Source organism: Campylobacter sp. 19-13652 (assembly GCF_019702925.1).
Classification (GTDB): domain Bacteria; phylum Campylobacterota; class Campylobacteria; order Campylobacterales; family Campylobacteraceae; genus Campylobacter_A.
Genome location: NZ_AP024713.1, coordinates 1,664,713 through 1,690,073, shown reverse-complemented (window position 1 = coordinate 1,690,073; position 25,361 = coordinate 1,664,713). Strand labels below are relative to the sequence as shown.

Sequence of the window (25,361 nt, the reverse complement as noted above, 5' to 3'; positions counted from 1 at the left end):
ACGGCTTTATAAACTCTCTAAGGAAAAGCGATGAAAAAAGAGATACACCCAGAATACGTAGAGGCAACTGTAACTTGTGCTTGCGGAAATACCTTTAAAACTAAGTCAAATAAAGCAGAGATTAGAGTAGACATCTGCTCAGCTTGCCACCCATTTTTTACTGGTAGCGAAAAGATAGTAGATAGCGCAGGACGCGTAGAGAAATTTAAGAAAAAATACGCACTTAAATAATTGCTCTATTTTATCCCCACGCCTATAGGCAACTTAGCCGACATCTCCTTGCGTGCATTAAGCACGCTAAAGGAGTGTAGCGTCATACTTTGCGAAGACACTAGAATAAGCAAATCTCTAATCACACTTTTAAACCAGCGCTTTGATGCTAGAATAAATATAGATAAATTTATAAGCGTCCACAGCCATAATGAGGCTGAGTTTGTATCAAATTTAACGCCTAGCTTTTTTGATAAAAATGTAGCCTATCTAAGCGATGCTGGCATGCCTGGTATCTCAGACCCAGGGGCGGGGCTTGTTAAATATGCGCTTAAAAACGGCATAGAATTTGAAGTTCTAGCAGGGGCAAACGCGGCATTAATAGCCCTTGTGTCAAGCGGTTTTTGCGAGAAAGAATTTGTCTTTTTGGGATTTTTGCCAAATACAGGCACCCAGAGAAAAGAGGCTCTGCAAAATGCGCTAAATCAGCCCTATCCAGCCATAATCTATGAAAGCCCACGTAGGATAGTGCCACTAATTTCTAACATAGCTCAAATAGACCCAAGTCGTGAGATATTTGCCATTAAAGAGATAAGCAAAAAATTCCAAAATAAATTTTTTGGTAGCGCTCAAACTGTTTTAGATAAGCTAGAAAATGCAAACATCGATGGCGAATGGTGCGTAGTGCTAGGCGCTAATGAGCTAGCTAAAAACACTGAACGCATTAGTATAGATGATATTAAAAGCCTCGATATTGCTCCAAAACAAAAGGCAAAACTCCTATCAAAACTCACTGGCAAAAGTGTAAAAAGTGTGTATGCAGAATTAACCACATAAGCAGAGCAAAACCCACCAAATAGAGAAAAAATAAGTAAATTTTCATTTAAAATTCGCTATCATCGCCTAATGATAATATATGGAAAACAACTTTTTTTACACGTTTTAAAGCGCCATTTTAAGCGCATAATCGAGGTTTATCTTGCCAAAGATATAGAAAAGCCGCTATTTAACGAGATAGTAAAAACGGGTGCAAAGATAATCAGGGTGGATAATAAAAAAGCCCAAGCACTCGCGGCTGGTGGAAATCATCAGGGATTGCTGGCTAAAATCGAGCCTGTTTCGTTTTGTGATATTAACGAGCTTAAGCAAAAAGATTTTATCGCTGTGCTTTATGGGCTTAGCGATGTCGGAAATATCGGCGCTATCTCGCGGACCGCTTATGCGTTAGGCTGTGATGGGCTGGCAATAGTTGGCAAAAGTGCGAATCTGGCTGGAATTTTACGCTCTAGTAGTGGCGCGGCTTTGGAGCTACCTATTGCTTTAGTGCCTGATGGATTAAGCCTTTTAAATGAGCTAAAGCAGGTAGGATTTAGCCTGTATGCCACAGCTGCTGGAGGCAAAAATGTCTCTTTGGTTAAATTCGACAAAAAGCTAGCTTTAGTGCTAGGAAGCGAGGGCGATGGGTTAAGTGCTAAGGTCATTGCAAAGTGTGATAAAACAGTCGGCGTGCGGCTTAAAAACGGCTTTGATTCGTTAAATGTAAGTGCAGCTTTTGCAATAATATGTGATAGGATAGTAAATGAATAATTTTGAAACTTTAAGAGAACTAGGCGTTAAAGAGGTCGCTAGAAAAACACACATAGAGCCTCAGATTATCTCTTTGATACTGGAGAAAAACTACGACGCACTGGCAAAATATAACGTCTGCGGACACATTAAAATCATCACTCGCGAGTTTGACGTAGATATGAGCGAGTGGCTGTCTGAGTATGCTGCTGCAGTGCCATACTCTCAAGGTGTAAAAAGCTGCGGTGCGATAGATAAAATTCCACCTTTTACAGATAGTGCAGAGCGTGATGTAAAGCCTGCTGGAAGGGGGCTTATGTGGTTTGGGTTTTTGATATTTGTGGCGGCTATTTTTGTTTATTTTTTCAGCGAGCATATAGGGCTTGATAAATTTATCCAAGATATGCAAGAGAAAAAAACTCAAGTCGTTAGCCCAAATTTAGAGCAAGTAGAGCAGGCTAAGCGCAATCTAAATGAGGCAAATGAGGAACCAAAACCAAGTGCAGGTGAGGGCATACAAAGCCAAAGTATTGATGATAGCTCGGCTTTAGCTCTTCAAGAAGCACAAGAAAAAGTAAGTGCTAGTGATGAGGGCGCACAAAATCAAGAAGCTCAAGCAAAAGAGCCGGCGGATAAAACTCAAGATGCCACACCTAACACCCAAGATATAGTGCCAGCTAAAAGCGATACTCAAGCCTTGCAAGATAGCCCTAAAAAGGTGCAAACAGCTAGCTTAAAGACGCTAAAAAAGGTTTGGGTTGGCATTATAAATTTAAAAACAAAGAGCAAAAAAAGCTATGATGCAGCGGCTGGCAGAGAGTTTGTGATAGATTTAAGTCAAACGCAGCTAATCGTGGCTGGCAATGGAGGTGTAAATTTAATAACAGACGGCAAGAAGCAGAGCTTTAACCCTAGTGGAGCGGTTAGGCTTTTAGTAAAAGATGGCGCTATAAAGCAGATTAGCTACGATGAATTTGTTACGCTAAATGGCGGAAAATCGTGGTAAAAAAGCTTTTAGTCTTACTCTTTTTGCAGGCTTTTTTGCTGGGTGCTAGCATAAATATAAAAAACGCGCAAACTAGCATAAACGCCCTAAGTCAAACTGAAATAAATTTAACTCAAGTAGCTTTATCTAGTATTTTTAGCGATAATGGAGGATTAAAATTAGCTCAGATAGAGGAGATTTTGGGAGCTAGGCTCGATAGGGCGCTCCTTAACAGGGCTGGATTTGAGATTAAATTTATCTCGCAAAGCAGTAGCCATGCCTTACTTTTTGTAAAGGCGCTAAAAAATGCGCTTTTAATGCTGTCTAGCCAAAGTGAGGTAAGTTTCATAGGCAGGCAGCCACTTGAGTATAGTGTGAAATTTGAACGATTTAGCGATACTTTAGCGGCTCTTGATGATGCTCTTAGAGCGCAAGGGTTTAGAGTAAGTCTCATAGAGCGCAACGACTTTGGTATAAGGATTGTTTTAGATGATAGCGATATAAGGCTCAATCTAGCTAAAATCGAGCCTGAAAAAAGCGTAACGCTTTTAGGCACGAGCGAGTTTTTATTAGTCGGAGATGTGGGGGCTTTGGAGCTATCTAGTAGGGGTGCTAGGCAATGGACGGCGGAAATAGGTGTGTATGATGCTAAATTAAATGAGCTTGCATACGCTAAAAAAGATTTAGACGCAAAGATTTTAAGGTTAGAGCTTCCTGCTTCTAGTGTGTATGCTGTGGTTTTTAACGAGCGCGGAGCCAGCAAGGGAGCCATGATGCTTAAGGCTTTTTCGCGAAATGATAAAGGGGAATAAATTTATACAAAATTAGGAGGGAATAATGTTTGAGGAGATTAGATTTCACACGATAGAGCGGTTGCCAAATTACGTATTTGCCGAGGTCAATGCTATAAAAATGGCAGCACGCAGGGATGGGGCTGATATAATTGATTTTTCAATGGGGAATCCAGAAGGCAGGACGCCCAAGCACATAGTCGATAAGCTCTGCGAAAGCGCCCAAAAGGACAAAACGCACGGATATAGCGTGAGTGCAGGCATTTACAAGCTGAGATTAGCTATTTGCGAGTGGTACAGGCAAAAATACGGTGTGAGTCTAGACCCAGAGACCGAAGCTGTGGCTGTAATGGGCAGTAAGGAGGGCTTTGTGCATCTAACCCAAGCTATTATAAATCCAGGCGACGTCGCTGTCGTTCCAGACCCAGCCTACCCTATCCACACGCAGGCTTTTATCATTGCGGGTGGAAACGTTGCCAAAATGCCGCTTAGCTTTAATGATAAATTTGAACTCGATGAGAATAAATTCTTTGATGATTTAACTCGCACTATACATGCAAGTAGCCCAAAGCCAAAATATGTTGTGGTAAATTTCCCGCACAATCCTACAACCGTAACCGTACAAAAAAGCTTTTATGAGCGTTTAGTCGCCCTAAGCAAGCAAGAACGCTTTTATATCATCAGCGACATTGCCTACGCTGATTTGTGCTTTGATGGATATAAGACGCCTAGCATTTTTGAAGTTGAAGGCGCAAAAGACGTCGCAGTAGAGACCTATACATTATCAAAAAGCTATAATATGGCAGGCTGGAGAGTAGGCTTTGTGTGTGGGAATAAACGCCTAATCGCTGCGCTTAAAAAGATAAAATCGTGGTTTGATTATGGTATGTTTACACCCATTCAGGTGGCAGCGACCTTTGCGCTTGAAAGTGGCAGCGAGTGTGTGGAGGAGATAAGTGCAGGCTACAAACGTCGTCAGGAGGTGCTAATTGAATCCTTTGCTCAGGCAGGCTGGCAGCTAAACGCACCGCAGGCGAGTATGTTTATCTGGGCGAAAATTCCGCCAGTGGCAGCTCACCTAGGTAGCCTTGAGTTTTCAAAGCAGCTTTTAATCAAGGCTGGTGTGGCGGTTAGCCCTGGCGTGGGCTTTGGCGAAGGGGGCGAAGGATATGTGCGAATAGCCTTGATTGAAAATGAAAACCGCATACGCCAAGCGGCACGAAATATCAAAAAATATTTGAGAGAATTTAAATGAGAGTAGCAATCTTAGGCGTAGGCACCGTTGGCGAAGCGGTGGCACGCATACTTGTACGCAACGCCTCAATCATCACTGCGCGAGCAGGCAAGAGTATAGAGCCAGTCGTGGGTGTTGTAAGAGATTTAAACAAGCCAAGAGATGTGGCTGGAATGCACCTAAGCACGGATCTTAGCGCTGTATTAGAGCGGGATGACATAGATGTGTATGTCGAGCTTATGGGCGGAGTTGATGGGGCTTATGCGGCGATAAAGCGAGTGCTAGAGCGTAAAAAGCCAGTCGTAACGGCGAATAAGGCTCTTTTAGCCTATCATAGAGATGAGCTTGCTAGGCTTTCGGCTGATGTGCCGTTTGGCTATGAGGCTAGCGTGGCTGGCGGTATACCTATTATAAAGACCCTGCGAGATGGGCTAAGCGCAAATCACATAATCTCCATAAAAGGCATACTAAACGGCACAAGTAATTACATAATGACATCGATGATGAAAGGTGGCGTTAAATTTAAAGACGTGCTAAAACGTGCGCAAGAACTTGGCTATGCTGAGGCTGATCCGACCTTTGACGTGGGCGGATTTGACGCAGCGCACAAGCTTTTAATCCTTTCAAGTATAGCCTATGATATACACGCCCGCCCAGAGGACATACTCATAGAAGGCATTGAGAACATAAGCTCTGATGACATCGCCTTTGCTAAGGAATTTGAATATGAGATTAAGCTTTTAGCTATTGCGCGCAGGATAGGCGAGCGTGTGGAGCTACGCGTACACCCAGCCCTCGTACCAAAGGATAAGATGATAGCTAAGGTAAATGGCGTGATGAATGCTATTAGTGTAGCTGGAGATGCAGTAGGTGAGACTATGTATTATGGTGCTGGTGCTGGAGGAAATGCCACAGCAAGCGCAGTCATCAGCGACTTAATTGATATTGCACGTGGCATAAATCCACCTATGCTAGGCTACAAAGCTCCTATCGCACCGCTATCTTTGGTGCCAAAAGGCGAGATACAAAGCAAGTTTTACTTTAGGTTAAATGTCGAGGATGCAGTCGGAGTACTGGCGAAAATCACAAAGATAATGAGCGAGCATGCGCTTTCGGCCGACGCATTTTTACAGCGCCGAGATGATGAAAATAGCCTTGAGGCGACGCTATTTTTCATCACGCATACTGCATTTGAAAAGGACGCAGTTAAATTTATGCAAATACTAAAATCAAGCGATTTTGTAAGGGGTGAGATATTTATGATGAGGATTGAGGAGTAGTTTGGGGATATTTTCTTATATCTTTGGTAAAGAGGGCGAGGATAGAGCGGCCTCGTGGCTTATGTCGCGTGGCTTTACTATTATGCAAAGAAATTTTAAAAGCCGCTTTGGTGAGATAGATATAATCGCTAAAAAAGATGACATTTTGCATTTTATCGAGGTAAAAGCAAGTACCTCAGATTATGAGGCAGAGTATCGGGTAAATAGCCAAAAGCTTAGGAAGCTTTTTAGATGTATTGAATTTTATGAGCTTACTCATGAGATTAGTTGCGATATACAGCTTGATTTAATTGTCGTAAACGAGTCGTCTATAAAGATAATAGAAAATATTACTTTATAAAAATTATCCTTTAGATAGAATTCAGAATTATTTATATATAATATGCCGAAATTTAATTTAAGGAGAGTATTATGGGAAAATACATCGATTTAACATCAGAAAACTTTAGTGTAGCTAAAGAGGGCGTAGCTTTAGTGGATTTTTGGGCTCCTTGGTGTGGACCTTGCCGCATGCTAGCACCTGTTATAGCTGAGCTTGCGGAGGAATTTGACGGCAAGGCTAAAATTTGCAAGGTAAACACTGACGAGGTTCAGGATTTGGCGGTTGAGTATGGTATCCGCTCTATCCCAACAATGCTATTTTTCAAAAATGGCGAAGTTGTCGACCAGTTAGTTGGCGCACAGTCAAAACAAGCCATAGCGGATAAACTAAACTCGCTACTATAATGCCAAAACGCCGTTGGGGCAGTTTCTTGCCCCTTACATATATCTTTGGCTCATTTTTTGGCGCAGCTATGATAGCGGCGGCATTTGCATACAACAATTACCGATTTTCTAAGTTTAAATTCATTGATTTTTCGCAGTATTATTTGTATGAGAGGGCTGATATTTTTACGCCTGATAAAATGTCTTATAAATTGCTTTTTTATAGCTCAAACCAAAATAAACTCAAGGATATAATTGCAAAAGGTGGCATAGAATTAGACGAAAATCAGCCAGTTTTGGCTATCGATATAGCTCAAAAGCGCGGCGATACAGGCTTGGGGCTTATACAGCTAAGCTCTGATATAAACACTATATTAAAAATTTTAAGCACTTTTAATATCACGGACTTGCCAGCTAGTGTGGTAATAGAGCGTGATAGGGCTAGCATTTATAAGCAAAGCTCTAAAATAGATAAAATTTAAGGAGAAAATATGCTAGATTTAGCGATTATAGGTGGCGGTCCTGCTGGGCTTACGGCAGGACTTTATGCCACTCGTGGAGGACTTAAGAATGTTGTTATGTTTGAAAAAGGCGAACCAGGCGGACAGATAACTAGCTCAAGCGAGATAGAAAACTACCCAGGTCAGAAAAATCCAGGTGAGAGTGGGTATGATTTTATGAGTACGTGGTGGGCGCAATGCAGCCATTTCGGGCTAAAGCATGAGTGGGCAAATGTGGTGCGCGTAAGCCAAAATGCCGACAAAAGCTTTAAAATCGAGCTTGAAGGCGGCGCTAGCCATGACGCAAAAGCCGTCATTGTGTGTACTGGCAGCACTCCACGCAGAGCTGGATTTGCTGGCGAGGATACATATTTTGGACGTGGCGTTAGTACGTGTGCGACTTGTGATGGATTCTTTTATAAAAATAAAGAAGTCGCAGTCCTAGGCGGAGGTGATACAGCTATTGAGGAGGCGATTTATTTAGCAAATATCTGCTCAAAAGTTTACGTTATCCACCGTAGAGACGAGTTTCGCGCAGCCCCAGTAACAGTAGAAAAAGCTCGCAAAAACGAAAAAATAGAATTTATTACTTCAGCGACAATTAAGGAAGCTTACGGTGATGCTAGTGGACTTTGCGGGCTAAAGTTAAACACAAAAGAGGGCGAGCGTGATTTAGCAGTACCTGGTGTTTTTACCTTTGTTGGGCTAAATGTAAACAACGAGATTTTAAAGCAGGAAAACGGCGAGTTTATCTGTGATATGGTAGATGGTGGACAGGTTATGGTAAATTTAAAAATGCAAACAAGCGTGGCTGGGCTTTTTGCAGCAGGAGACCTTAGAGCAGACGCTCCAAAGCAAGTTGTCTGTGCGGCTGGAGATGGCGCTGTTGCAGCACTTTCGGCTATGAGCTACATAGAGAGCCTTCATTAAAATAGCTGGCAAATCTGCCAGCTTCTACTCACCTACAAACCCAAATTTACAAAATCATATCTAAAATCAAGAAAACTTTTGTTAAAATCAGACTTTAAAAATATAAAATGAGGAATTGGGTTTTGTCTAAACGCTCATATATCAAGTATGAAAGTTTTAAAAAAAACTTCATCGCACGCATTTACGTAGCTATATCAGTTGCTTTTGGTATACTCTTTTGTTGTGCTGTTTATGCGCTAAATGTAAATTCAGCAGACGTTAGAAAAGACATAACAAAGCTTAATAAAGACATAACTTACTCTCTTAATAATAGCTTTGATGAGATAAAATCACACCTTTATTTACAGGCATTTTTATCTGAAGTAAACGGAGCTAGGCTCATAAAAGACGGTAAGAGCAAGGAGCAGTTTCGTTCGCTTTACCTGCTTGATGTTGCAAATGATGAGGTGGTGGATAAATTTGAATATGTAAAAGCTCATAAAATTACAAATTTTGAGATGTCTTTTCTATCAAAGCTTGCTACTACTGATTTTGTTATATCTAAATTTGTTTTTGCGCCAAACGAGGAGCCGTATTTTTACGCAGCTTATAAGATAAGTGATCAGTATTTTATTATCGCTGAAGTTAATATGGACTTTTTCCTAAGTAGGCTAAAAGATGAGCTAGGGTATAAATTCCATAACTCATACATAACAGACGGCAAAAACTTCATCTCAGGGCGTGAGCCAGAACTTTTATTTCAAAGCAAAGAGTTTAAAAGAGACCTAAGCAAAGGCGATGATTTAGTCCCCACAGTTAGGCTTGATTATGTAAAATCGACTGGCTATATGGCTAGCTATGACGCTAGATACGGGCTTTATGTGGTTAGCTTTTATGTAAATTGTTTAGATATTATGTCAATTGCTGTTCTTGCGATTTTAATCACATTAAGTACTGTAATCTTTTTGGTATTTTTGCTAAAAAACATCTCTTTGCTAAAAGAACAGCTTATAGAACCTATGCAAAAGCTTATCGAATTTTTAGACTCAAATGGGGATAATAGTATAGCGATAGGTAGTGATATAGAGGAGATGCAGTCTATTAAAAAGGGTATTTATAGGCTTTATAAGCAGATGCAAAAGACAAATGATATATTAAAGGATAATCAAGAAAGATATGGGTATTTGTTTGAGCGAAGTACGATAAATATAATAGTCTATGACGCATATAGTGGGCAGATTATCGAAGCTAGCAACTCTGCTTTAGAATTATATGGCTACTCAAGAGGGGAAATTTTATCCTTAAATATTCTTGATTTGGCTGATTTTAGCATGCGTGATATTTTATTTACTCGCCAAATAGCAAAGGAAAATGGCACAAGCTATACCGTAAAGCAGTTTGGTAAAAATGGGCGAGTGATAGAGGCTAGCATAAATATTTCAGAGATAAATTTAAGCGATGGAAAGCGGCTTAAGTTTTTAATCATTAAAGATATCGGCAAAAAGCTCCGCAGACGTCGCAATGTAGATGTGATAGAGCAGTACTCTAATATGATGGTGGGTGCTGTTATGGTAGCTAGCAAGGATGAGCCATTTAAGATAATAAACGCTACAAAGAGCATCCAAGATATTTTTGGCATAAATTACGACGTGCTTTTAGAGAGCGGATTTGACCTGCGAGATAGCGTCATCGCAGCTGATAAAAATGCCTTTATAAATGAAATTGAAATGAATAAGCGCTTATTTGGGAGTGGTGCTAGTGGCAAAGATAGGCTAAGACTTATCGTGCGAATAAAAGGTGCAAATGATAGGGTTGCTCCATATAGGATAAATGTACGTTTTAGCAGAGATATGAATGGAAATTTTAATGAAATAGTCTACTCTGCAAGCGATTATAGTGAACATCAGCAGCTTATAGAAAAGCGAGAGCTTGAGAGCAAAATTTCTCGTAGTGTGGTTTGGGCGACTGGTGCAGTGTCTTTTGAGTGGGACAGGACTACTGATATAGTTACTCTTGGAGACAATTACGCTCAAATGCTAGGATATGAGAGTATGAAAGAGCTTGGTCTTTTAAACTATGAGCGTATTAGGTCTATGCTTTTGGTTGATAAAAGCGCAGAGACTTCGGAGCAGTTTTTAGCAAATATAGCAATTGACAAAGATACATTTGGTGGAGATATAGCCACATATCGAAAAGATGGCAGCATTATTTGGGTTAGGGTTAGGGCCAAGGTAACTGAGCGCAATGAAGAAGGCAAAGTGCTAAAAATCAGTGGCGCTCTTGAGGATATAAGTGGAGAGCGTAATAATCTCTTTTATAAAAACGTTCTAGCCTCGATATTTTCATACTCTGATTTAGGTATTGTGATACTTGATACAAATGGTAATATAATAGATGCAAATGACGCCTTTGCTAATACTATGGGTTATACTCATGCTGAGCTTGTTGGAAATAATATAAATTTATTCCGCTCAGGACTTCATGGGATTGATTTTTACGATGATCTTTGGAGAGACTTAGAGAAAAATGGTCTATATAGGGCTAGGATATGGAGTCGCACAAGCAGTGCCGAGGATATACTTCAGTCTGTTACGCTTTCAAGCATAAGTGATGAGGATGGTGCTAATAAATTTATTCTAGCTACTTTTTCAAATATAAATAACGACGGTGTTAGCAAAGATTATTTAGAGCATATAGCCTATCATGATCCACTTACAAAATTACCAAATAGATTTTTATTTACCCAGCGCCTTGAGAGTATACTTTTAGAGATGAATGAGGGTGAGCATTTAGCTGTGATATATCTTGATTTAGATGGCTTTAAATCAATTAATGATAATTACGGACACAGGATAGGTGATGCGTATTTGGTAGATCTTTCTAGTAGGCTTGATATTCTTTTTGATGAGCAAGAAGTGCTTGCTAGGTTTGGGGTTGATGAGTTTGGCGCCATAGTCAAATACGAAAGTAGGGGGCAGATAGATGAGATTGTGGCAAATATGCTCAGAATCGCCTCTAGTAAGATAAAAATTGAGGGCGTTCAGATAGGGCTAAGTGCTAGTATAGGCGTAAGCCTTTATGAGAGGCAGTACGGCGCTTCTGATATGTTAGAGCAGGCTGATTGGGCGATGTATCAGGCAAAACTAGCGGGTAAAAACCGCTTTTACGTCTTTGACGCTAGACGAGATAGGCACTTTAAGCGCCAGTATGATGATAGCATTAAGCTATTTCGCGCTCTTGAAAGTGGCGAGCTATTTTTACAGTATCAGCCGCAAATTGACATTGCCGAGGGGCGCGTAGTGGCGTTTGAGGCTTTGTTGCGTTGGCGTAGCGAGGATGGCGTGATATATCCTGAGAATTTCTTGCCATATCTAAAAAATCAAAGCGTGCTTGATGAGATAGCACTATTTTGCATTAAAGAAGCCCTTTATGTGCAGTATCTTTATGCTAGCAAACACAGAGGTGCAAAGGTAAGCGTAAACGTAAGTCTAGCACAAATTTGCAAGGATGACTTTTTTGATAAATTTAACTCTATCTTAAGTCAAAATCCGCACCTAGACGTCTCTATGCTGGAGTTTGAGCTTTGTGATGCTGGCGAGGTTAGGTATCTTGAGGGTGCGCATAATCATATGGTTAAGTATAAAAACCTAGGCGTTAGATTTGTCCTTGATGATTTTGCCTCTGGGGATAGCTCGCTTGAGGCGCTTCAAATTTTAGACGTAGATGAGATAAAACTTTCTAAGAGCTTTTGTAAAAATTTATTAAGCAAAAAGACATTTTTGCAATCTATTAAGATTATTAGGGATTTACAACATATCTTCAAGGTTCAAGCATCGGCAAAAGGCATCGAGGATATGGCGACTTTGCGTATATTAAGCGCGCTGGGATTTGAGATATTTCAGGGGTATGTCATACATGAGCCTATGTTTGTTGATGAGGTTATGAAGTATGAATTTAAAGAGCTTAGCGAGCTTGATATATCCTACCTCATGCAAGATGATGAGTTTCAAAGGCTTTGTGAGTGCGTACAAGTAAGGCAGGTAGCGTCTAAAATAGTACGTGAAGCAAGCGAACTAAGTGAGCATGAGAAAAAGGATATAGAGGATGAGCTTAGAGATAATACCTACTTTAGCAAGTTTACAGACATCCTCATAAGCGCGCTAAAACAGACAGATATAGCTGCTATGAGCTCTCTTGCAAAGAGTGTTGAAGGGGATTGCCTAAACTACATACAAAGTGTCGGTACAGACAGGATAAGGGAGCAATATGAGTGATGTTTTTGCACACGAGATACCGTCTGGGTCTAGACTGTATTTTGGTGCTAGCGCAGCGATAAAACGCCGTGTAGAAGGCATGGCAAGCGATATACTTTTAAAGGCTGGATTTAGCGAGATAGTTACGCCTTATTTTAGCTATCATCAAGCCCTTAGTGTTGAGCCTAGGCTCTTGCTTAGATTAAGCGATATATCAAACGCCGAGCTATCTTTAAGGGCTGATAGCACCGTTGATGTGGTGCGTATAGCTATGCGTAGGCTAAAAGAGCAGGGTAGGTATTATTATATTCAGCCTGTATTTCATTACCCAAGTTATGAGCTATATCAAATAGGGGCTGAGAGCATAGGTTTAAATGAGCTTTCTTTACACGCTAGTTTGTCTATTGAGCTTTTTTCAAATTTAGGGCTTAATTCGGCTACGCTTCAGCTTAGTCACATGGGTATACCACTGGCTATATGCGATCTTTTAGGTATAGACATAGCATTATTTAGAGATAGCAGGGTAGAGGATATTTTAGCTCTTAATGTAAGTTGGCTAAGCGAGCTTTTGCGTGTAAAAAGTGCAGATGATTTAGAGCGGATAAAGCTACCTGATGAGATAGCTAAAAATGCTAAGAGTCTCATAGACCTATCTAGGGCAAGTAAATTTAAAAGTGTGCGTGTAGAGCCACTTTATTACTCTTGTATGAGGTATTATGAGGGGCTATTTTTCCGTTTGATTGAGGCAAATACGACCTTGGCTAGCGGAGGGGAATATATGGTAGATGAGGTGGAGTGTAGTGGATTTGCAGTCTATACCGATGCCGTAATTGAAAAAATATCAACAAAGGAAGCAAAATGAGAAAAGCTGATGTCATAGTAGGAGCGCAGTGGGGAGATGAAGGCAAGGGCAAGATAGTCGATATGCTCTCGACAAATTATGATATGGTGTGCCGTGCAAATGGCGGACACAACGCAGGACACACCATTATAGTTGACGGTGTAAAATACGCCCTACACCTTATGCCAAGTGGCGTGTTGCACCACAATATAATAAATTTAATAGGTAACGGCGTAGTTGTAAATCCAGACGTCCTAATCACTGAAATGGCACAGTTTGATGATCTAAAAGGCAGGCTTTTTATAAGCGATAAGGCACATTTAAACCTAACCCATCACAGCTTAATTGACCAAGCCAAAGAGCGAGCCAAAGGCGAGAAGGCTATCGGCACTACAGGCAAGGGTATAGGACCAGCTTACTCTGATAAGGTAAGTCGTACAGGGCATCGTATGAGCGAGCTGCTTGAGCCAGAAAAGCTTGTGGATGACTTAATGGCAGATTTTGAGGCAAATAGTGCGATTTTAAACGCCCTAAAGATAGAAGTACCAAGCCGTGATGAGCTTTTAAGCGAGCTTACGAGGTATAAAAACGCCCTAGCCCCATATATCACAAATACCACACGCCTGCTTTGGGCTGCTTTAGATGAGGATAAGCGTGTCCTAATCGAAGGCGCACAAGGCACTTTGCTTGACATTGACCACGGCACCTACCCATACGTAACCAGCTCAAATACCGTAAGCGCAGGGGCGTGTACTGGACTAGGGCTAAGCCCAAAAGAGATAGGCGATGTGATAGGAATTTTAAAAGCCTATACTACGCGCGTGGGACACGGTGCCTTTCCTACTGAGGATTTAGGCAGCGATGGAGATAGGCTTTGTGATGTGGGTAGGGAGTTTGGCACGACTACTGGCAGACGCCGCAGATGTGGGTGGTTTGATGCGGTTGCGGTACGCTACTCAGCACGCTTAAATGGACTTGATAAATTTGCCCTAACCAAGCTTGATGTACTTGATGGCTTTGAGAGTATAAAAATCTGCAAAGCTTACCAGTACAAGGGGCAAACGATTGATTATTTCCCAGCTGATTTGGAAAATGCAGTGCCAATTTACGAAGAGCTTCCTGGCTGGCAGAGCATAGCTGGGATTAAGCGATATGACGATCTACCTTTAAATGCGCGTCGCTATATTGAGCGCATAGAGGAGTTAACTGGCGTTAAAGTTGCCCTAGTCTCCACTGGCGCAGACCGCCGCGATACTATTATTAGATGAAAAGCAAATTTAGCTCCATTTTGCAGGTAAAAAAGCGTGCTCTAGAGCTAGCTGAGGCTAGGGTGGCAAAGGCGCAAAATGCCCTAGCAAATGCTGAAATTGTTGTACAAAATGCAAAATCCGAGCTTTTAAGCCTAACTCTACCCACAAAAGGCGATAGCTCGCAGCTTAGCATGGCCATAGCCAGCATTGCTTCGGCACGTGCAAGCCTAGCTATGGCTAGTGAGAGAGTTAGCCTAGCTAGTAAGGAGCTAGCGCACTTTAAGCATCTTTATAAGCAGGCAAATTTGGAATTTGAAAAGATAAATTACCTGCACGAACAAGAGATTAAAGCAGCCCTTGAAGCAAATGCAAAGTCCGAGGCTGCTAGACTTGATGAGTTTGGCACCATTGGCTTTGCTAGAAAGATGCGCCTATGAGATTTAAATTTATCATTTTAGCGTTTATGCTATGCGCCACACTTGTATTTAGTGCAGCGAGCGATGTGCCAGTTGATTGCACGCAGATATTTGAGGCTAGAAAGAGTGAGCTAGTAAAAGAGTTAGAAAAAATAGACGAACAGCGTCAGGTGCTTGAGGCTTACAGGGCGCAAGTGCAAAGTGCATATGATAAAAGCCTTGCTGATTTAAACAGCAAAAAGGCTGAGATTGAGGCTACGCAAAAGCGTGTCGAAGCCCAAAAAGCCGAGATAGCTGCGATTAAAGAGCAGAATGAAAAAATTCTAGCCGATCTAAAGAGTATGACAAGCGATAAAGTCGCAGCAAGCTATGCAAAGATGAAAGACCAAGCCGCCGCAGACGTACTTTCTGCTATGTCGGGTGCAGCAGCAGCGTCTATATTATATGCGCTTGAGCCAAAGAAAATCGCTGCCGTCATGGCAAAAATGAGCCCAGATAAGGCTAGTACTCTTACTAAAATGCTCCAAGATGGACCACCTTTTAAAGACGAAAAGAAAGAGGAGATAAGCTCCCCTGCTGGCAGTTTGATAGAGTAGTTTTATCTTTTAAATTTAAAAAACTTTAGCTTTTTGGTAGGTTTTGGGCTACTTTTGACTTTAGAGCTTTTGCGCACAAGGTATGAAATTTTACTATAAAAAAGCCGTAAACTTCGGCATAAATTTGGTACATGATTTTATCCTAGTAAAATCAAAGCTTTAAATTTATGCTGACGTGAGGGTTTGGCTTTATTTAAAGCACTTTAACATGATTATTATTTGCCATAAATTTAAGGCTATTTTAAAATGATGTCAATTAGGTGTTTTGCAACTTTGCTTTACTTGTAATCGCTAAAATAAAGCCTTAAACTCTTTGTTTGATAAATCAAATTTAAGCTAAAATTGTCACAGTCTTTAATAGCGATAATACTTGTTTTAAATTTAACAAAATAAGTAATAATTTTATCACTCTTATACTTAAGCCTTATTCACCACAAAGTACTGTAAAATCGGTATTTTGGTAAATTTAAATATCAAAAATGTAAATAAAAAAGTTGTCTTTAAGTTAAATATATTATTATTGTTAAATAAACCAAAAAATTATTTATTTTTAACCACTAATAGGATAAAATATATTAAAAACTAAAGGAAAATAATGCGTATAAAACTCCCACATGCACCATATATTGCAAATAAAATTGCCATTGATTTGTTAAACTCAGGCTTTGTTACCCTTGATGCGGGAGTCGAGCCAGTGGCAAAACAAGCAGAAATAATCCTAATCGCAGACATAAAAAAAGAACGCACACTTGAGGAGAGGGCGCAGGATATATTAGAGGAGCAAGAGGATCAAATGCAAGAGCTGCAAATTGACCGCAGGGATATGTTTCGCCTTGTGAAAAAAAGGCTCGCAGCCGAGCAAGGCTTCATGCTCTCACATGAGGATAGATTTAGCCATATTGCGCACCTTATCCTTTCGGTTTTAATAGACGAGGGGCTTATAAATTTTAGCGTAAGCGACAATAGAGTAAAAAATATAATCTACTCCTCAATTGATAATTACTTACGAATTTACTCTCAAATCGAGGCAGAAGTAGCTGGAAAAATGGACGAATATAAGCGCAAATTAATCCCTGGTACAGACGAGTACGATCTAGTCTATGAGAGGCTTTATCAAGACGAGCTTAGAAAAAGAGGCATGCTGTGAACGCTTATATTTATATAGAAAATGGCACTTTTTTAAAGGCAAAGGCATTTGGTGTACACGGCGAATGGGCTGGCGAGATGGTCTTTAACACCTCTATGAGCGGTTACGAGGAGATTATCTCAGACCCTAGCTATGCTGGGCAGTTTATAGTCTTTACTATGCCAGAAATAGGTATTGTCGGCGCAAATGATGATGATATGGAGAGCGTTAGAATTCATGCAAGCGGTGCTTTTATGCGAAACTACAGCAAAACCTACTCAAACCATCGTGCTCAAAAGAGCCTTGCAAAGCTTTTTGAGGAGCAGGGTAAATTTGGCGTTTATGACATAGATACGCGCTATTTAACCAAAATGCTAAGAAACGAAGGCGCACTAATGGCATACGTCTCTACGCAGATAGACGACAAGGACGAGCTAGCCAGACGCCTAAGCGCAGCTGGTAGCATAGCCTCTACTAATCACGTCGCACGAGTTAGTGCAAAAGATGAGTACACACATAAAAGCGCGGCTTGGGATATGCGCACAAAGAGCTACAAGCCGCTAAAGAGCATAGGTAAAAAAGTAGCCGTGATAGATTACGGTGTAAAGCGCAATATCTTAAACGAGCTTTGTGAGGTGGGGCTTGAGGTTACGGTGTATCCGCATGATATTAGAGCTAGCGAGCTAATAGATAAATTTAAAAACTCAGAGATTCATGGAGTGTTTTTATCAAATGGCCCAGGCGAGCCAAAAATGCTAACAGATGAGATAGCCCAGATTAAGGAGCTAATTAAGGCACGAGTGCCTATGTTTGGCATATGCTTAGGACATCAGCTGCTTTCAAACGCCTTTGGCTACCCTACTTATAAGCTTAAATTCGGACAACACGGTGCAAACCACCCAGTGCAAAATTTAATCACAGGCGCAGTGGAGATAACTACGCAAAATCACAACTACAACGTCCCAGAAAATATCGCCGAAGTGGCAGAGATAACGCACAGGAATTTATTTGATGGTACGATTGAGGGTGTTAGGTATAAAGATTATCCCGTATTTTCCGTCCAGCACCACCCAGAAGCCAGCGGTGGACCTAGTGAGAGTAAGTATATTTTCGCTGAATTTGTGGAAATTTTATAGGTAAATTAGTGCCAAAAATCGCCTTTATTGTTAGTGTTGCCGTGCTTAATAGCCTAAGCCACTGCATGGCTATGTGTGGTGGCTTTAACACACTTTTGGGCGTAAGTTTAAGGCAGAGAGCAAAAGGTGCAAAGGCAATTGGCTATTTTTTATTTCATTTTGGGCGCATTTTAAGCTACGTTTTGCTTGGAATTTTAACAGCTAGCTTTGGCGCAAGCGTAGTAATCAGCCAAAAAGCCCGCGCTCTGCTTTTTTTTGCGGTGGGCTGCTTTATGGTTTTTGTGGCTGCGGCGCTTTATTTTAGGGGGAGTATTTTGGCTATTTTAGAGAGTAAAAGGCTAGCTGGAGTAGTAAGCAGTGCAAGCACAAGCATAGTAAAAAGCCTAAATAACCCTAAGAATTTCTTTATCAAAATCCTAGCTCTTGGTGTTTTAAATGGGCTGCTTCCTTGTGGGGTGGTGTATTATTTTCTTTCGTATGCCATGCTTAGCCAAAGCTGGCAAGAGGGCGCTTTGATAATGGCTATATTTGGCATTTGCACTTTGCCAGCCCTGATTTTTGCTGGTGCTTTTGCTAGCTTTTTGGCGCGATTTAGAGGTGTATTTTTAAATTTTACGCTTTTGCTTGTGGGGCTAAATGGGATTTATCTAGCATATTTGGGGTATTTGGCTTATGGATAGTGTTTGTACTAGGTTTTTGCAGTATCAAAACGCCATAGAACAGAGTAACATAGTCTCAAAAACCAACGTAAATGGCATAATTACTTTTGTAAATGATGAGTTTTGCAAGATAAGCGGCTACTCACGCGAGGAGCTAATAGGCAAAAATCACAATATAGTCCGCCACCCAGACGTATCGCCAGATGTATTTAAAAAAATGTGGCAGACCATACTTAGCAAAAAGGTCTATAAAACAGTTGCTAAAAATTTAAACAAAGACGGCTCAATAGTGTATCTAAACACCACCATTATACCTATTTTAGATGAGCAGGGCGAGATACTTGAGTTTGTCGCTATCCGCCATGATATTACAAAAATGGTGCTAATAAATGACGAGCTAGTTCGCACTCAAAGCAAGCTAAGAGAGCTAAACGAGCAGCTTGAGGTTAAAGTCGAGCAAAAAACCGCCCAGCTACAAGCGCTTAATAAGCACTTAGAATCACTCGTGCTAAGCGAAGTAGCCAAAAACGAGGAAAGCACAAAAATGCTCCTAGCCCAGAGTAGATTTGCCTCTATGGGCGAGATGGTTGCTAGCATAGCCCACCAGTGGCGCCAGCCCCTAAATGAGTTATCTATCCTCATGTATAAGCTAAAGCAAAATATCAAAGGTCTAGCCGACGATGTGGCACTTTGGCAGCCAGGACGCTGCTATGTAAATCCAAACTGCCGCGATAGGGATAGGCTCTTAGCCTCGCCTATAAATCCGCAAAAAATTTCACAAGAGTTTGAGATGACCTATGGTGCAGCAAAGCAGGTGATATTAAATATGTCAAACACGATTGATGATTTTCGCTCATTTTTTTCATCTGAGCAGGAGATGCAGGGCTTTTGGCTATCTGAGATATTTTCTCAGCTTGAGCTTATGATAGGCAATACTTTAGCGACAAATATGATAAAGCTTATCATAGAGGTAAAGAGCGATACCTATATAAAAAGCTACAAAAGCTGGCTTAATCAAGTGATGATAAATGTCGTAAAAAACGCAAAAGACGCTCTTGAGGAGAGTGATAAAGAGGATAAGATTATAAAAATTTGTCTTTTTCAAAAAGGTGAATATGCGATTATTAGTATAAAAGATAACGCAAGTGGTGTACCAGATGAGTTAGCAAGCAAGATTTTTGAGCCATTTTTTACGACCAAAAAAGCAAAGCAAGGCACAGGGCTTGGGCTATATGTCTCTAGGCTTATACTAGAGCGCATAGGTGGCAAAATCGAGCTAAAAAGCTCCAAAGATGGCACTTGCTTTAGTATTTTATTACCCCTATGCAAAAAGCATACGGGGGGGGGGGATGACGTATGAGCAGATTAAGAGATTTGAGTATTCTTGTGGTTGATGATGAGGTTTGTACTTTAAATTTGATGAGTGAGGTGTTAAAGGAGGAATTTGACTCTGTCATAACAGCTAAAAATGGTGATGAGGGGCTTAAGAAATTTAAAAAATACTCCCCAGATGTAGTTTTGGCCGACGTGGCTATGCCTATTATGGATGGGCTTGATATGGCGCATGAGATTAAGAGCCTAAACCGCCAAACCCCAGTCATAATGATAAGCGCACATAGTGAAAAAGAGATGCTTTTAGGCGCGATTGATGCAAATGTAGATAAATACATCATAAAGCCAGTCGATATGGACGATATGATAGAGCTACTTAAAAAACTCGTAAATAGGGCTTTGCCAGTGCGTGATGTCGTGGAGCTTTGCGAGGGACTAAGCTTTGATAGGGCTAGAAAATGCCTGCTAAAAGACGGCTTGCCGCTATCTCTTTCAAAGCGAGAGAGTTCTTTTGTGGCGCTTCTTGTGGCAAATTTAGGCATGGTTGTGGATATGGAGCTTATTAAAAAGCGCATCTGGCAAAATAGCGAGATAAACAACACTGCGGTGAGGACTTTTATAAAGCGCATACGAGATAAGGCTGGGATAAATTTTATAAAAAATGTCCCAACGGTTGGCTATAAAATAGAAAAATTTATTAGCTAAAATGGACTTTAATATGCTAATAAATTTAGCTGGATTCTAAGTGATAAATTTATAAAACTAAGTAGCATAAAAGCTAAATTTTAAAAAACAATAGCCCTAAAATTTATCTGTGGCAAAGCTTTGTTAAGGACTTAATAAGTGGTGCTTTTGGGCGAAAGTTTGTCTTTAATAATTTTAAGAAATTTTAAATTTAAGTTTTTTTATATCAACTTTAGTTTAAAATATATTTGTAATTTTTAACGTAAATTTAATAGGAGGGTTTTATGCGACCAGGTCAGATGCTTAGCTATGACTACACCGTGGCTAAGCTTTTTATGTTTTCCACGATAGTCTTTGGTATCGTGGGTATGGCTATCGGTGTTTTTATAGCATTTGAGATGGCATATCCTGATTTAAACTATATAGCAGGGGAGTACTCGAGCTTTTCACGGCTTCGCCCACTTCATACTAATGGCGTAATCTTTGGTTTTATGCTTTCTGGTATTTTCTCGTCGTGGTATTATATCGGGCAGCGCGTGCTAAAGGTATCTTTATCTGAGAGCGCATTTTTACGCTGTATTGGACAGCTTCACTTTTGGCTTTATATGCTTGTTATGGTGCTTGCGGTAGTTAGTCTTTGGGCTGGAATAAGCACATCAAAAGAGTATGCGGAGCTTGAGTGGCCTATTGATATTTTAGTCGTGCTTGTGTGGGTGCTTTGGGGTGTTAGCATATTTGGGCTAATTGGTATTCGACGAGAAAAGACGCTTTATATTTCTGTATGGTATTATATTGCTACGTTTTTGGGCGTGGCTATGCTTTATCTATTTAACAATATGGAGGTGCCAACCCGCCTAGTAAGTGGCTATGGTAGCTGGCTACACTCAGTCTCTATGTATGCTGGCACAAACGATGCGCTTGTACAGTGGTGGTACGGGCATAATGCCGTGGCGTTTGTCTTTACGGTGGCGATAATTGCACAAATTTATTATTTCTTACCAAAGGAGAGTGGACAGCCTATATTTAGTTACAAGCTTTCGCTTTTTAGCTTCTGGGGACTTATGTTTGTCTATCTTTGGGCTGGCGGACACCACCTCATTTACTCAACTGTGCCTGATTGGATGCAGACTATGGGCTCTGTATTTTCTGTGGTGCTAATTCTGCCTAGCTGGGGTAGTGCTACAAATATCCTTTTGACGATGAAGGGCGAGTGGCAGCAGCTAAGAGAAAATCCTTTGATTAAATTTATGGTGCTAGCATCTACTTTTTATATGTTCTCAACCCTTGAAGGTCCGATTTTGTCTATTAAATCTGTAAATGCCCTAGCTCACTTTACAGACTGGGTGCCAGGACACGTGCATGATGGTACGCTTGGCTGGGTCGGCTTTATGACTATGGCGGCTCTTTATCATATGACGCCACGCTTTTTTAAGCGAGAAATTTATTCAAAATCACTCATGGAAGTACAGTTTTGGATACAAACTGCGGGTATTGTATTATACTTTGCATCTATGTGGATTGCGGGTATTACCCAAGGTATGATGTGGCGTGCGACCGATGAATACGGCAATTTGCTATATTCATTTATAGACACTGTTACTGTGCTTATCCCATACTACTGGATACGTGCGATAGGTGGCTTGCTGTACCTAATAGGCTTTTTCATTTTTGTTTATAATATCTATAAATCTTTATCTGCGCCAAAGCTTAATGCAGAGCCTAAAAACGCCTCTCCTATGGGTGGTATGAAAGTGGAGGTAGCGTAATGTTTGCTTGGTTGGAAAAAAATCCGTTTTTCTTTGCGGTTTGTGTTTTTGTAGTTATAGCGTATGCTGGTATTGTTGAAATTCTACCAGATTTTGCTAATCGCGCCCGCCCACTTGAGGGTAGGCAGCCTTATAGCGTGTTAGAACTTGCTGGCAGGCATGTGTATATAAAAGAAAGTTGTAATGCCTGCCATACGCAGATGATTCGCCCATTTAAGTCCGAGACTGACCGTTACGGCATGTATTCTCTTAGCGGTGAGTATGCCTTTGACCGTCCTCACTTATGGGGTTCTAAGCGTACTGGACCTGATTTATGGAGAGTGGGGGATTATCGCACCACAGACTGGCATGAACATCACATGAAAGCTCCGACTTCAGTCGTGCCTGGTTCTATTATGCCAGCTTATCCTCATATGTTTAGTAAAGATGCGGATTTAGAGACAGCTTATGCTGAGGCTCTGACTGTTAAAAAAGTCTTTAACGTGCCTTATGATACTCCAAATATGCCAGCTCTTGGCACCTGGGACGAGGCTAGAGAAGCAGCTCTCGCTCAAGCAGCTCCGATAGTTGAGGCTATGAGCGATGAGGGTGTAAAAGAGGCGTTTAAGCGAGGCGAGATAAAGCAGATAGTGGCTTTAATCGCTTATTTAAATAGTCTAAAGTAGTCAGATATGAGTCTTGAGTTTTTGCGCGAAGTGCAAGCTTATGCCTACTTTTGTCTCACGGTCTTTTTGGTGGTGGTGCTTTATAGTTACTATTATCACCTTTATAAAAGTGAGCGGACTGGGCGCAGAAATTATGAAAAATATGCAAATTTAGCCCTAAATGATGACATAACAGACGTTGTGCTAGAGGGCAAGGAGAAAAGGGATTAATATGCAGTGGTTGAATCTATCAGATAGTGTGAATCTACTATCCTTAATAGGGGCAGCAGTCATCATCATAGCCACCATTATAGTCGTTGGGCGATATGTGGGGCAGATGAAGGTTAAAAAAGATGAAAATGTGGAGCTAAGCGAACATAGCTGGGACGGCATAGGCGAGTATAAAAACGGCTTGCCTTTTGGCTGGGCTTTGATATTTGTGGTGCTTATAGTGTGGGCTATATGGTATATGCTATTTGGCTATCCAGTAAATTCATACTCACAAATAGGCGAGTACAACGACGAAGTCGCTGCTAGCAATGCCAAATTTAACGCCAAATTTGCTCACCCAGACGCAGAAACGCTAAAAGCCATGGGGGAAAATATTTTCTTAGTGCAATGCTCTGCTTGTCATGGAATTTCAGGTACTGGTATAAACGGCAAGGCTGCAAATTTGACAAAATGGGGTAGCGAGGATGGAATATATAACTCAATCATAAAAGGCTCAAAAGGGCTTAACTACCCAGGTGGCGAGATGCCAAGCGGGGCTGATTTGGGTATAGATGAGACCACAGCTAGAGCTATCGCAGCTTACGTAGCGGCTGATGTTTCAGCTATTAAAAAGACCGCTCACCCTGAGCTAGTCGAGGCTGGCAAGGAGGCATATGCAGCGTGTGCAGCGTGCCACGGCGATGACGGCAAAGGCATGGATGGTACCTTCCCTGATCTTACGCAGTATGGTAGTGCGCTATTTGTCGTAAATGTGCTAAATAGCGGCAAACAAGGCTTTATCGGTACTATGCCTAAATTTGATGATAATAGGCTAAATGGCATACAAAAACAAGCTGTTGGTGAATATGTCATATCGCTATCAAAGGAGTAAGCAATGAATGAAAATAGAAGCGTATTTGCCCTAAATGGCGTAACAGGAATGTTAATAGCGACCTTGCTTTTGCTTAGTATTTTGGCGGTGCTTACATATTTTGGCATAATGCTACAAAAAGATGTCGCCTCAAAGCCTTATGCTATAAAAGATCAGCAATCAATACAGATGATAAGCAAGCAAAATGCTTCTCATATCGTGATAAAGGAGTGAATATGGCAGGCGTATTAGAAAAAGCGATAGTCTTGCTTTTGCTCGCAGTAGCAGCTATTACTGCGTGGGCGGTGCTAACACCAAATCACCTATATGTAGGCTAATCGTGCATAAAGTCTTTGTGCTTTTGTTTTTTGCGCTAGCTTTAGGGGCTAGCGTTTTTAACCCAGACGCAGTCCTAAGCCCTCAAGTGAGCGCAAAAATAGGGCAAATATCAAGCGAACTTGAGGCAAAAACAGGCATAAAGACCTATGTTTATATAAGTGACACCCTAGGCGATAAGACGCCAAATTCATTAATTGAGAGCTTAGACTTAAAAAGCCCATATGCTATTATAGTCCTAAGCAAAGCCCTCATAGCAAAAGATGGTAAAAGTCACCCATTTATAGGTATTTTTGCCAGTGATGATGTTAAGGGGCTTTTTGATAAAGCCCAAATTCTAAGCCCGTTTCCAGAACGTGGTACCATACTCCCCATTCTAGCCTCAAATAAGGGCAAGGATATTTACAATGCTGCTATATTAAACGGCTATGCAGACCTAGCCGAACAAATCGCCAAATCTCGTGGCATAACGCTAGAAAATGCCGTAGGAAATGCAAATAAGACATTTTTAAATTTAATCAGATATTTTGTCTACGCAAGCATAATTGCTGTTTTGTTTGTCATGATAAAAAAAGGAGTACGCCGTGAGCAAAAATAGTGCAAAAGCGTGGCCTATTGCCATTATCTCATCTATCCTAGCTTGCGTGGCTGCTAGCGTGGCTACTATAATTATCTCGCTTGATTATCCAGTTGAAATGGATAGTGCGTACATCTCAAATTACAAGGCAGTTGACGCAAAAATAAATGATATTTTGGCAAATCAGAAGGAATTTGAAGCTAAATATGCGGTTAAATTTATAAGCGATGATAAAATTAGCATAAAGCCAAGGCAGGATTTAAATGAGCCTTTAAGCATAAAATGTGCCGCACTTCTTACTCGTCCAGAGACAAATGCGTATAATGCAGATCTGCCTTGTTCTATTGGTGATGAGGGCATTATTAGCCTAAAAATTCCTAGCCACTTTGAAAAGCCTGGACGGTGGCAGATACTGCTTAGGCTTAGTGATGATAAGATAAGTGGGTTTTTTAGGCGTGAGTTTTTCGTGCAAAAATGAAGCCAA

The 25,361-nt window shown here is 40.9% G+C and carries 28 protein-coding genes; all 28 read left to right on the top strand.

The window, feature by feature from the left end:
• Window positions 1-30 precede the first annotated feature (30 nt).
• The 28 genes from rpmE to LBC_RS07990 all read left to right on the top strand — a co-directional run bounded on the left by rpmE (window position 31) and on the right by LBC_RS07990 (window position 25,355).
• Window positions 31-231, top strand: a complete 201-nt coding sequence (rpmE, locus tag LBC_RS08125; RefSeq protein ID WP_221253941.1) for a 50S ribosomal protein L31 — start codon at window positions 31-33, stop codon at window positions 229-231.
• Window positions 232-1,047, top strand: a complete 816-nt coding sequence (rsmI, locus tag LBC_RS08120; protein ID WP_221253940.1) for a 16S rRNA (cytidine(1402)-2'-O)-methyltransferase — start codon at window positions 232-234, stop codon at window positions 1,045-1,047.
• 69 nt (window positions 1,048-1,116) lie between these two features.
• Window positions 1,117-1,797, top strand: a complete 681-nt coding sequence (rlmB, locus tag LBC_RS08115) for a 23S rRNA (guanosine(2251)-2'-O)-methyltransferase RlmB (protein WP_221253939.1) — start codon at window positions 1,117-1,119, stop codon at window positions 1,795-1,797.
• Entirely contained in the window at window positions 1,790-2,782 is a 993-nt protein-coding gene (locus LBC_RS08110; protein ID WP_221253938.1) for a hypothetical protein, read from the top strand. Before rlmB ends, LBC_RS08110 begins: the two co-directional genes overlap by 8 nt.
• Window positions 2,776-3,573 (top strand): hypothetical protein, encoded by a 798-nt coding sequence (locus LBC_RS08105; RefSeq protein ID WP_221253937.1) that lies wholly within the window; start codon window positions 2,776-2,778, stop codon window positions 3,571-3,573. Before LBC_RS08110 ends, LBC_RS08105 begins: the two co-directional genes overlap by 7 nt.
• 25 nt (window positions 3,574-3,598) lie before the next feature.
• Window positions 3,599-4,807 carry an LL-diaminopimelate aminotransferase gene (locus LBC_RS08100; RefSeq protein ID WP_221253936.1) on the top strand — a complete coding sequence of 403 codons (1,209 nt, stop codon included), beginning with the start codon at window positions 3,599-3,601 and terminating at the stop codon, window positions 4,805-4,807.
• Window positions 4,804-6,066: a homoserine dehydrogenase gene (locus LBC_RS08095; protein WP_221253935.1), complete on the top strand. Its 1,263-nt coding sequence runs from the start codon at window positions 4,804-4,806 to the stop codon at window positions 6,064-6,066. The genes LBC_RS08100 and LBC_RS08095 overlap by 4 nt, the downstream gene beginning before the upstream one ends.
• A gap of 1 nt (window position 6,067) precedes the next feature.
• Complete coding sequence (locus LBC_RS08090; protein ID WP_221253934.1) at window positions 6,068-6,406, top strand: YraN family protein; 339 nt, start codon at window positions 6,068-6,070, stop codon at window positions 6,404-6,406.
• A gap of 71 nt (window positions 6,407-6,477) precedes the next feature.
• Window positions 6,478-6,792: a thioredoxin gene (gene trxA / locus LBC_RS08085; protein ID WP_221253933.1), complete on the top strand. Its 315-nt coding sequence runs from the start codon at window positions 6,478-6,480 to the stop codon at window positions 6,790-6,792.
• A 68-nt stretch (window positions 6,793-6,860) separates the two neighbouring features.
• Entirely contained in the window at window positions 6,861-7,253 is a 393-nt protein-coding gene (locus LBC_RS08080) for a hypothetical protein (protein ID WP_260173402.1), read from the top strand.
• A gap of 9 nt (window positions 7,254-7,262) precedes the next feature.
• Window positions 7,263-8,201 (top strand): NAD(P)/FAD-dependent oxidoreductase, encoded by a 939-nt coding sequence (locus LBC_RS08075; RefSeq protein WP_221253931.1) that lies wholly within the window; start codon window positions 7,263-7,265, stop codon window positions 8,199-8,201.
• Window positions 8,202-8,323: 122 nt separating this feature from the next.
• Complete coding sequence (locus tag LBC_RS08070; protein WP_221253930.1) at window positions 8,324-12,454, top strand: EAL domain-containing protein; 4,131 nt, start codon at window positions 8,324-8,326, stop codon at window positions 12,452-12,454.
• Window positions 12,447-13,295, top strand: coding sequence for an ATP phosphoribosyltransferase regulatory subunit (locus tag LBC_RS08065; protein ID WP_221253929.1), 849 nt, complete (start codon window positions 12,447-12,449; stop codon window positions 13,293-13,295). The genes LBC_RS08070 and LBC_RS08065 overlap by 8 nt, the downstream gene beginning before the upstream one ends.
• On the top strand, window positions 13,292-14,542 hold the full coding sequence (locus tag LBC_RS08060; RefSeq protein WP_221253928.1) for an adenylosuccinate synthase: 1,251 nt from the start codon (window positions 13,292-13,294) through the stop codon (window positions 14,540-14,542). The genes LBC_RS08065 and LBC_RS08060 overlap by 4 nt, the downstream gene beginning before the upstream one ends.
• A complete protein-coding gene (locus LBC_RS08055) occupies window positions 14,539-14,961 on the top strand; it encodes a flagellar FliJ family protein (protein WP_221253927.1) in 423 nt (140 codons plus the stop codon). Before LBC_RS08060 ends, LBC_RS08055 begins: the two co-directional genes overlap by 4 nt.
• Entirely contained in the window at window positions 14,958-15,536 is a 579-nt protein-coding gene (locus LBC_RS08050; protein WP_221253926.1) for a MotE family protein, read from the top strand. Before LBC_RS08055 ends, LBC_RS08050 begins: the two co-directional genes overlap by 4 nt.
• A 595-nt stretch (window positions 15,537-16,131) precedes the next feature.
• A complete protein-coding gene (locus LBC_RS08045; RefSeq protein WP_221253925.1) occupies window positions 16,132-16,683 on the top strand; it encodes a DUF507 family protein in 552 nt (183 codons plus the stop codon).
• Window positions 16,680-17,798 (top strand): glutamine-hydrolyzing carbamoyl-phosphate synthase small subunit, encoded by a 1,119-nt coding sequence (gene carA / locus LBC_RS08040; RefSeq protein WP_221253924.1) that lies wholly within the window; start codon window positions 16,680-16,682, stop codon window positions 17,796-17,798. The genes LBC_RS08045 and carA overlap by 4 nt, the downstream gene beginning before the upstream one ends.
• 8 nt (window positions 17,799-17,806) lie before the next feature.
• Window positions 17,807-18,478, top strand: coding sequence for a sulfite exporter TauE/SafE family protein (locus tag LBC_RS08035; protein ID WP_221253923.1), 672 nt, complete (start codon window positions 17,807-17,809; stop codon window positions 18,476-18,478).
• Entirely contained in the window at window positions 18,471-19,817 is a 1,347-nt protein-coding gene (locus LBC_RS08030; protein ID WP_221253922.1) for a PAS domain S-box protein, read from the top strand. Before LBC_RS08035 ends, LBC_RS08030 begins: the two co-directional genes overlap by 8 nt.
• Window positions 19,814-20,494, top strand: a complete 681-nt coding sequence (locus tag LBC_RS08025) for a response regulator transcription factor (protein ID WP_221253921.1) — start codon at window positions 19,814-19,816, stop codon at window positions 20,492-20,494. Before LBC_RS08030 ends, LBC_RS08025 begins: the two co-directional genes overlap by 4 nt.
• Before the next feature lie 263 nt (window positions 20,495-20,757).
• Window positions 20,758-22,239: a cytochrome-c oxidase, cbb3-type subunit I gene (gene ccoN / locus LBC_RS08020; protein ID WP_221253920.1), complete on the top strand. Its 1,482-nt coding sequence runs from the start codon at window positions 20,758-20,760 to the stop codon at window positions 22,237-22,239.
• Window positions 22,239-22,904 (top strand): cytochrome-c oxidase, cbb3-type subunit II, encoded by a 666-nt coding sequence (gene ccoO / locus LBC_RS08015; protein WP_221253919.1) that lies wholly within the window; start codon window positions 22,239-22,241, stop codon window positions 22,902-22,904. Before ccoN ends, ccoO begins: the two co-directional genes overlap by 1 nt.
• 6 nt (window positions 22,905-22,910) lie before the next feature.
• The gene (locus LBC_RS08010) at window positions 22,911-23,114 is read left to right on the top strand and encodes a cytochrome c oxidase, cbb3-type, CcoQ subunit (RefSeq protein WP_221253918.1); all 204 of its coding nucleotides are present in this window, start codon (window positions 22,911-22,913) and stop codon (window positions 23,112-23,114) included.
• 1 nt (window position 23,115) lies between these two features.
• The gene (locus LBC_RS08005) at window positions 23,116-23,985 is read left to right on the top strand and encodes a c-type cytochrome (RefSeq protein WP_221253917.1); all 870 of its coding nucleotides are present in this window, start codon (window positions 23,116-23,118) and stop codon (window positions 23,983-23,985) included.
• A gap of 3 nt (window positions 23,986-23,988) precedes the next feature.
• Window positions 23,989-24,198, top strand: a complete 210-nt coding sequence (locus LBC_RS08000) for a DUF4006 family protein (protein WP_221253916.1) — start codon at window positions 23,989-23,991, stop codon at window positions 24,196-24,198.
• Window positions 24,199-24,304: 106 nt separating this feature from the next.
• Window positions 24,305-24,898, top strand: a complete 594-nt coding sequence (locus tag LBC_RS07995; RefSeq protein ID WP_221253915.1) for a TPM domain-containing protein — start codon at window positions 24,305-24,307, stop codon at window positions 24,896-24,898.
• The gene (locus LBC_RS07990) at window positions 24,885-25,355 is read left to right on the top strand and encodes a 4-hydroxy-3-methylbut-2-en-1-yl diphosphate synthase (RefSeq protein WP_221253914.1); all 471 of its coding nucleotides are present in this window, start codon (window positions 24,885-24,887) and stop codon (window positions 25,353-25,355) included. Before LBC_RS07995 ends, LBC_RS07990 begins: the two co-directional genes overlap by 14 nt.
• The last annotated feature ends 6 nt before the right edge of the window (window positions 25,356-25,361 follow it).

Bases quoted from the DNA above. Each gene is read 5' to 3' on its own strand.
- rpmE (WP_221253941.1), top strand. From the start codon at position 31: ATGAAAAAAGAGATACACCCAGAATACGTAGAGGCAACTGTAACTTGT.
- rlmB (WP_221253939.1), top strand. From the start codon at position 1,117: ATGATAATATATGGAAAACAACTTTTTTTACACGTTTTAAAGCGCCAT.
- LBC_RS08110 (WP_221253938.1), top strand. From the start codon at position 1,790: ATGAATAATTTTGAAACTTTAAGAGAACTAGGCGTTAAAGAGGTCGCT.
- LBC_RS08100 (WP_221253936.1), top strand. From the start codon at position 3,599: ATGTTTGAGGAGATTAGATTTCACACGATAGAGCGGTTGCCAAATTAC.
- LBC_RS08095 (WP_221253935.1), top strand. From the start codon at position 4,804: ATGAGAGTAGCAATCTTAGGCGTAGGCACCGTTGGCGAAGCGGTGGCA.
- trxA (WP_221253933.1), top strand. From the start codon at position 6,478: ATGGGAAAATACATCGATTTAACATCAGAAAACTTTAGTGTAGCTAAA.
- LBC_RS08080 (WP_260173402.1), top strand. From the start codon at position 6,861: ATGATAGCGGCGGCATTTGCATACAACAATTACCGATTTTCTAAGTTT.
- LBC_RS08075 (WP_221253931.1), top strand. From the start codon at position 7,263: ATGCTAGATTTAGCGATTATAGGTGGCGGTCCTGCTGGGCTTACGGCA.
- LBC_RS08065 (WP_221253929.1), top strand. From the start codon at position 12,447: ATGAGTGATGTTTTTGCACACGAGATACCGTCTGGGTCTAGACTGTAT.
- LBC_RS08060 (WP_221253928.1), top strand. From the start codon at position 13,292: ATGAGAAAAGCTGATGTCATAGTAGGAGCGCAGTGGGGAGATGAAGGC.
- LBC_RS08055 (WP_221253927.1), top strand. From the start codon at position 14,539: ATGAAAAGCAAATTTAGCTCCATTTTGCAGGTAAAAAAGCGTGCTCTA.
- LBC_RS08050 (WP_221253926.1), top strand. From the start codon at position 14,958: ATGAGATTTAAATTTATCATTTTAGCGTTTATGCTATGCGCCACACTT.
- LBC_RS08045 (WP_221253925.1), top strand. From the start codon at position 16,132: ATGCGTATAAAACTCCCACATGCACCATATATTGCAAATAAAATTGCC.
- LBC_RS08030 (WP_221253922.1), top strand. From the start codon at position 18,471: ATGGATAGTGTTTGTACTAGGTTTTTGCAGTATCAAAACGCCATAGAA.
- LBC_RS08025 (WP_221253921.1), top strand. From the start codon at position 19,814: ATGAGCAGATTAAGAGATTTGAGTATTCTTGTGGTTGATGATGAGGTT.
- ccoN (WP_221253920.1), top strand. From the start codon at position 20,758: ATGCGACCAGGTCAGATGCTTAGCTATGACTACACCGTGGCTAAGCTT.
- ccoO (WP_221253919.1), top strand. From the start codon at position 22,239: ATGTTTGCTTGGTTGGAAAAAAATCCGTTTTTCTTTGCGGTTTGTGTT.
- LBC_RS08010 (WP_221253918.1), top strand. From the start codon at position 22,911: ATGAGTCTTGAGTTTTTGCGCGAAGTGCAAGCTTATGCCTACTTTTGT.
- LBC_RS08005 (WP_221253917.1), top strand. From the start codon at position 23,116: ATGCAGTGGTTGAATCTATCAGATAGTGTGAATCTACTATCCTTAATA.
- LBC_RS08000 (WP_221253916.1), top strand. From the start codon at position 23,989: ATGAATGAAAATAGAAGCGTATTTGCCCTAAATGGCGTAACAGGAATG.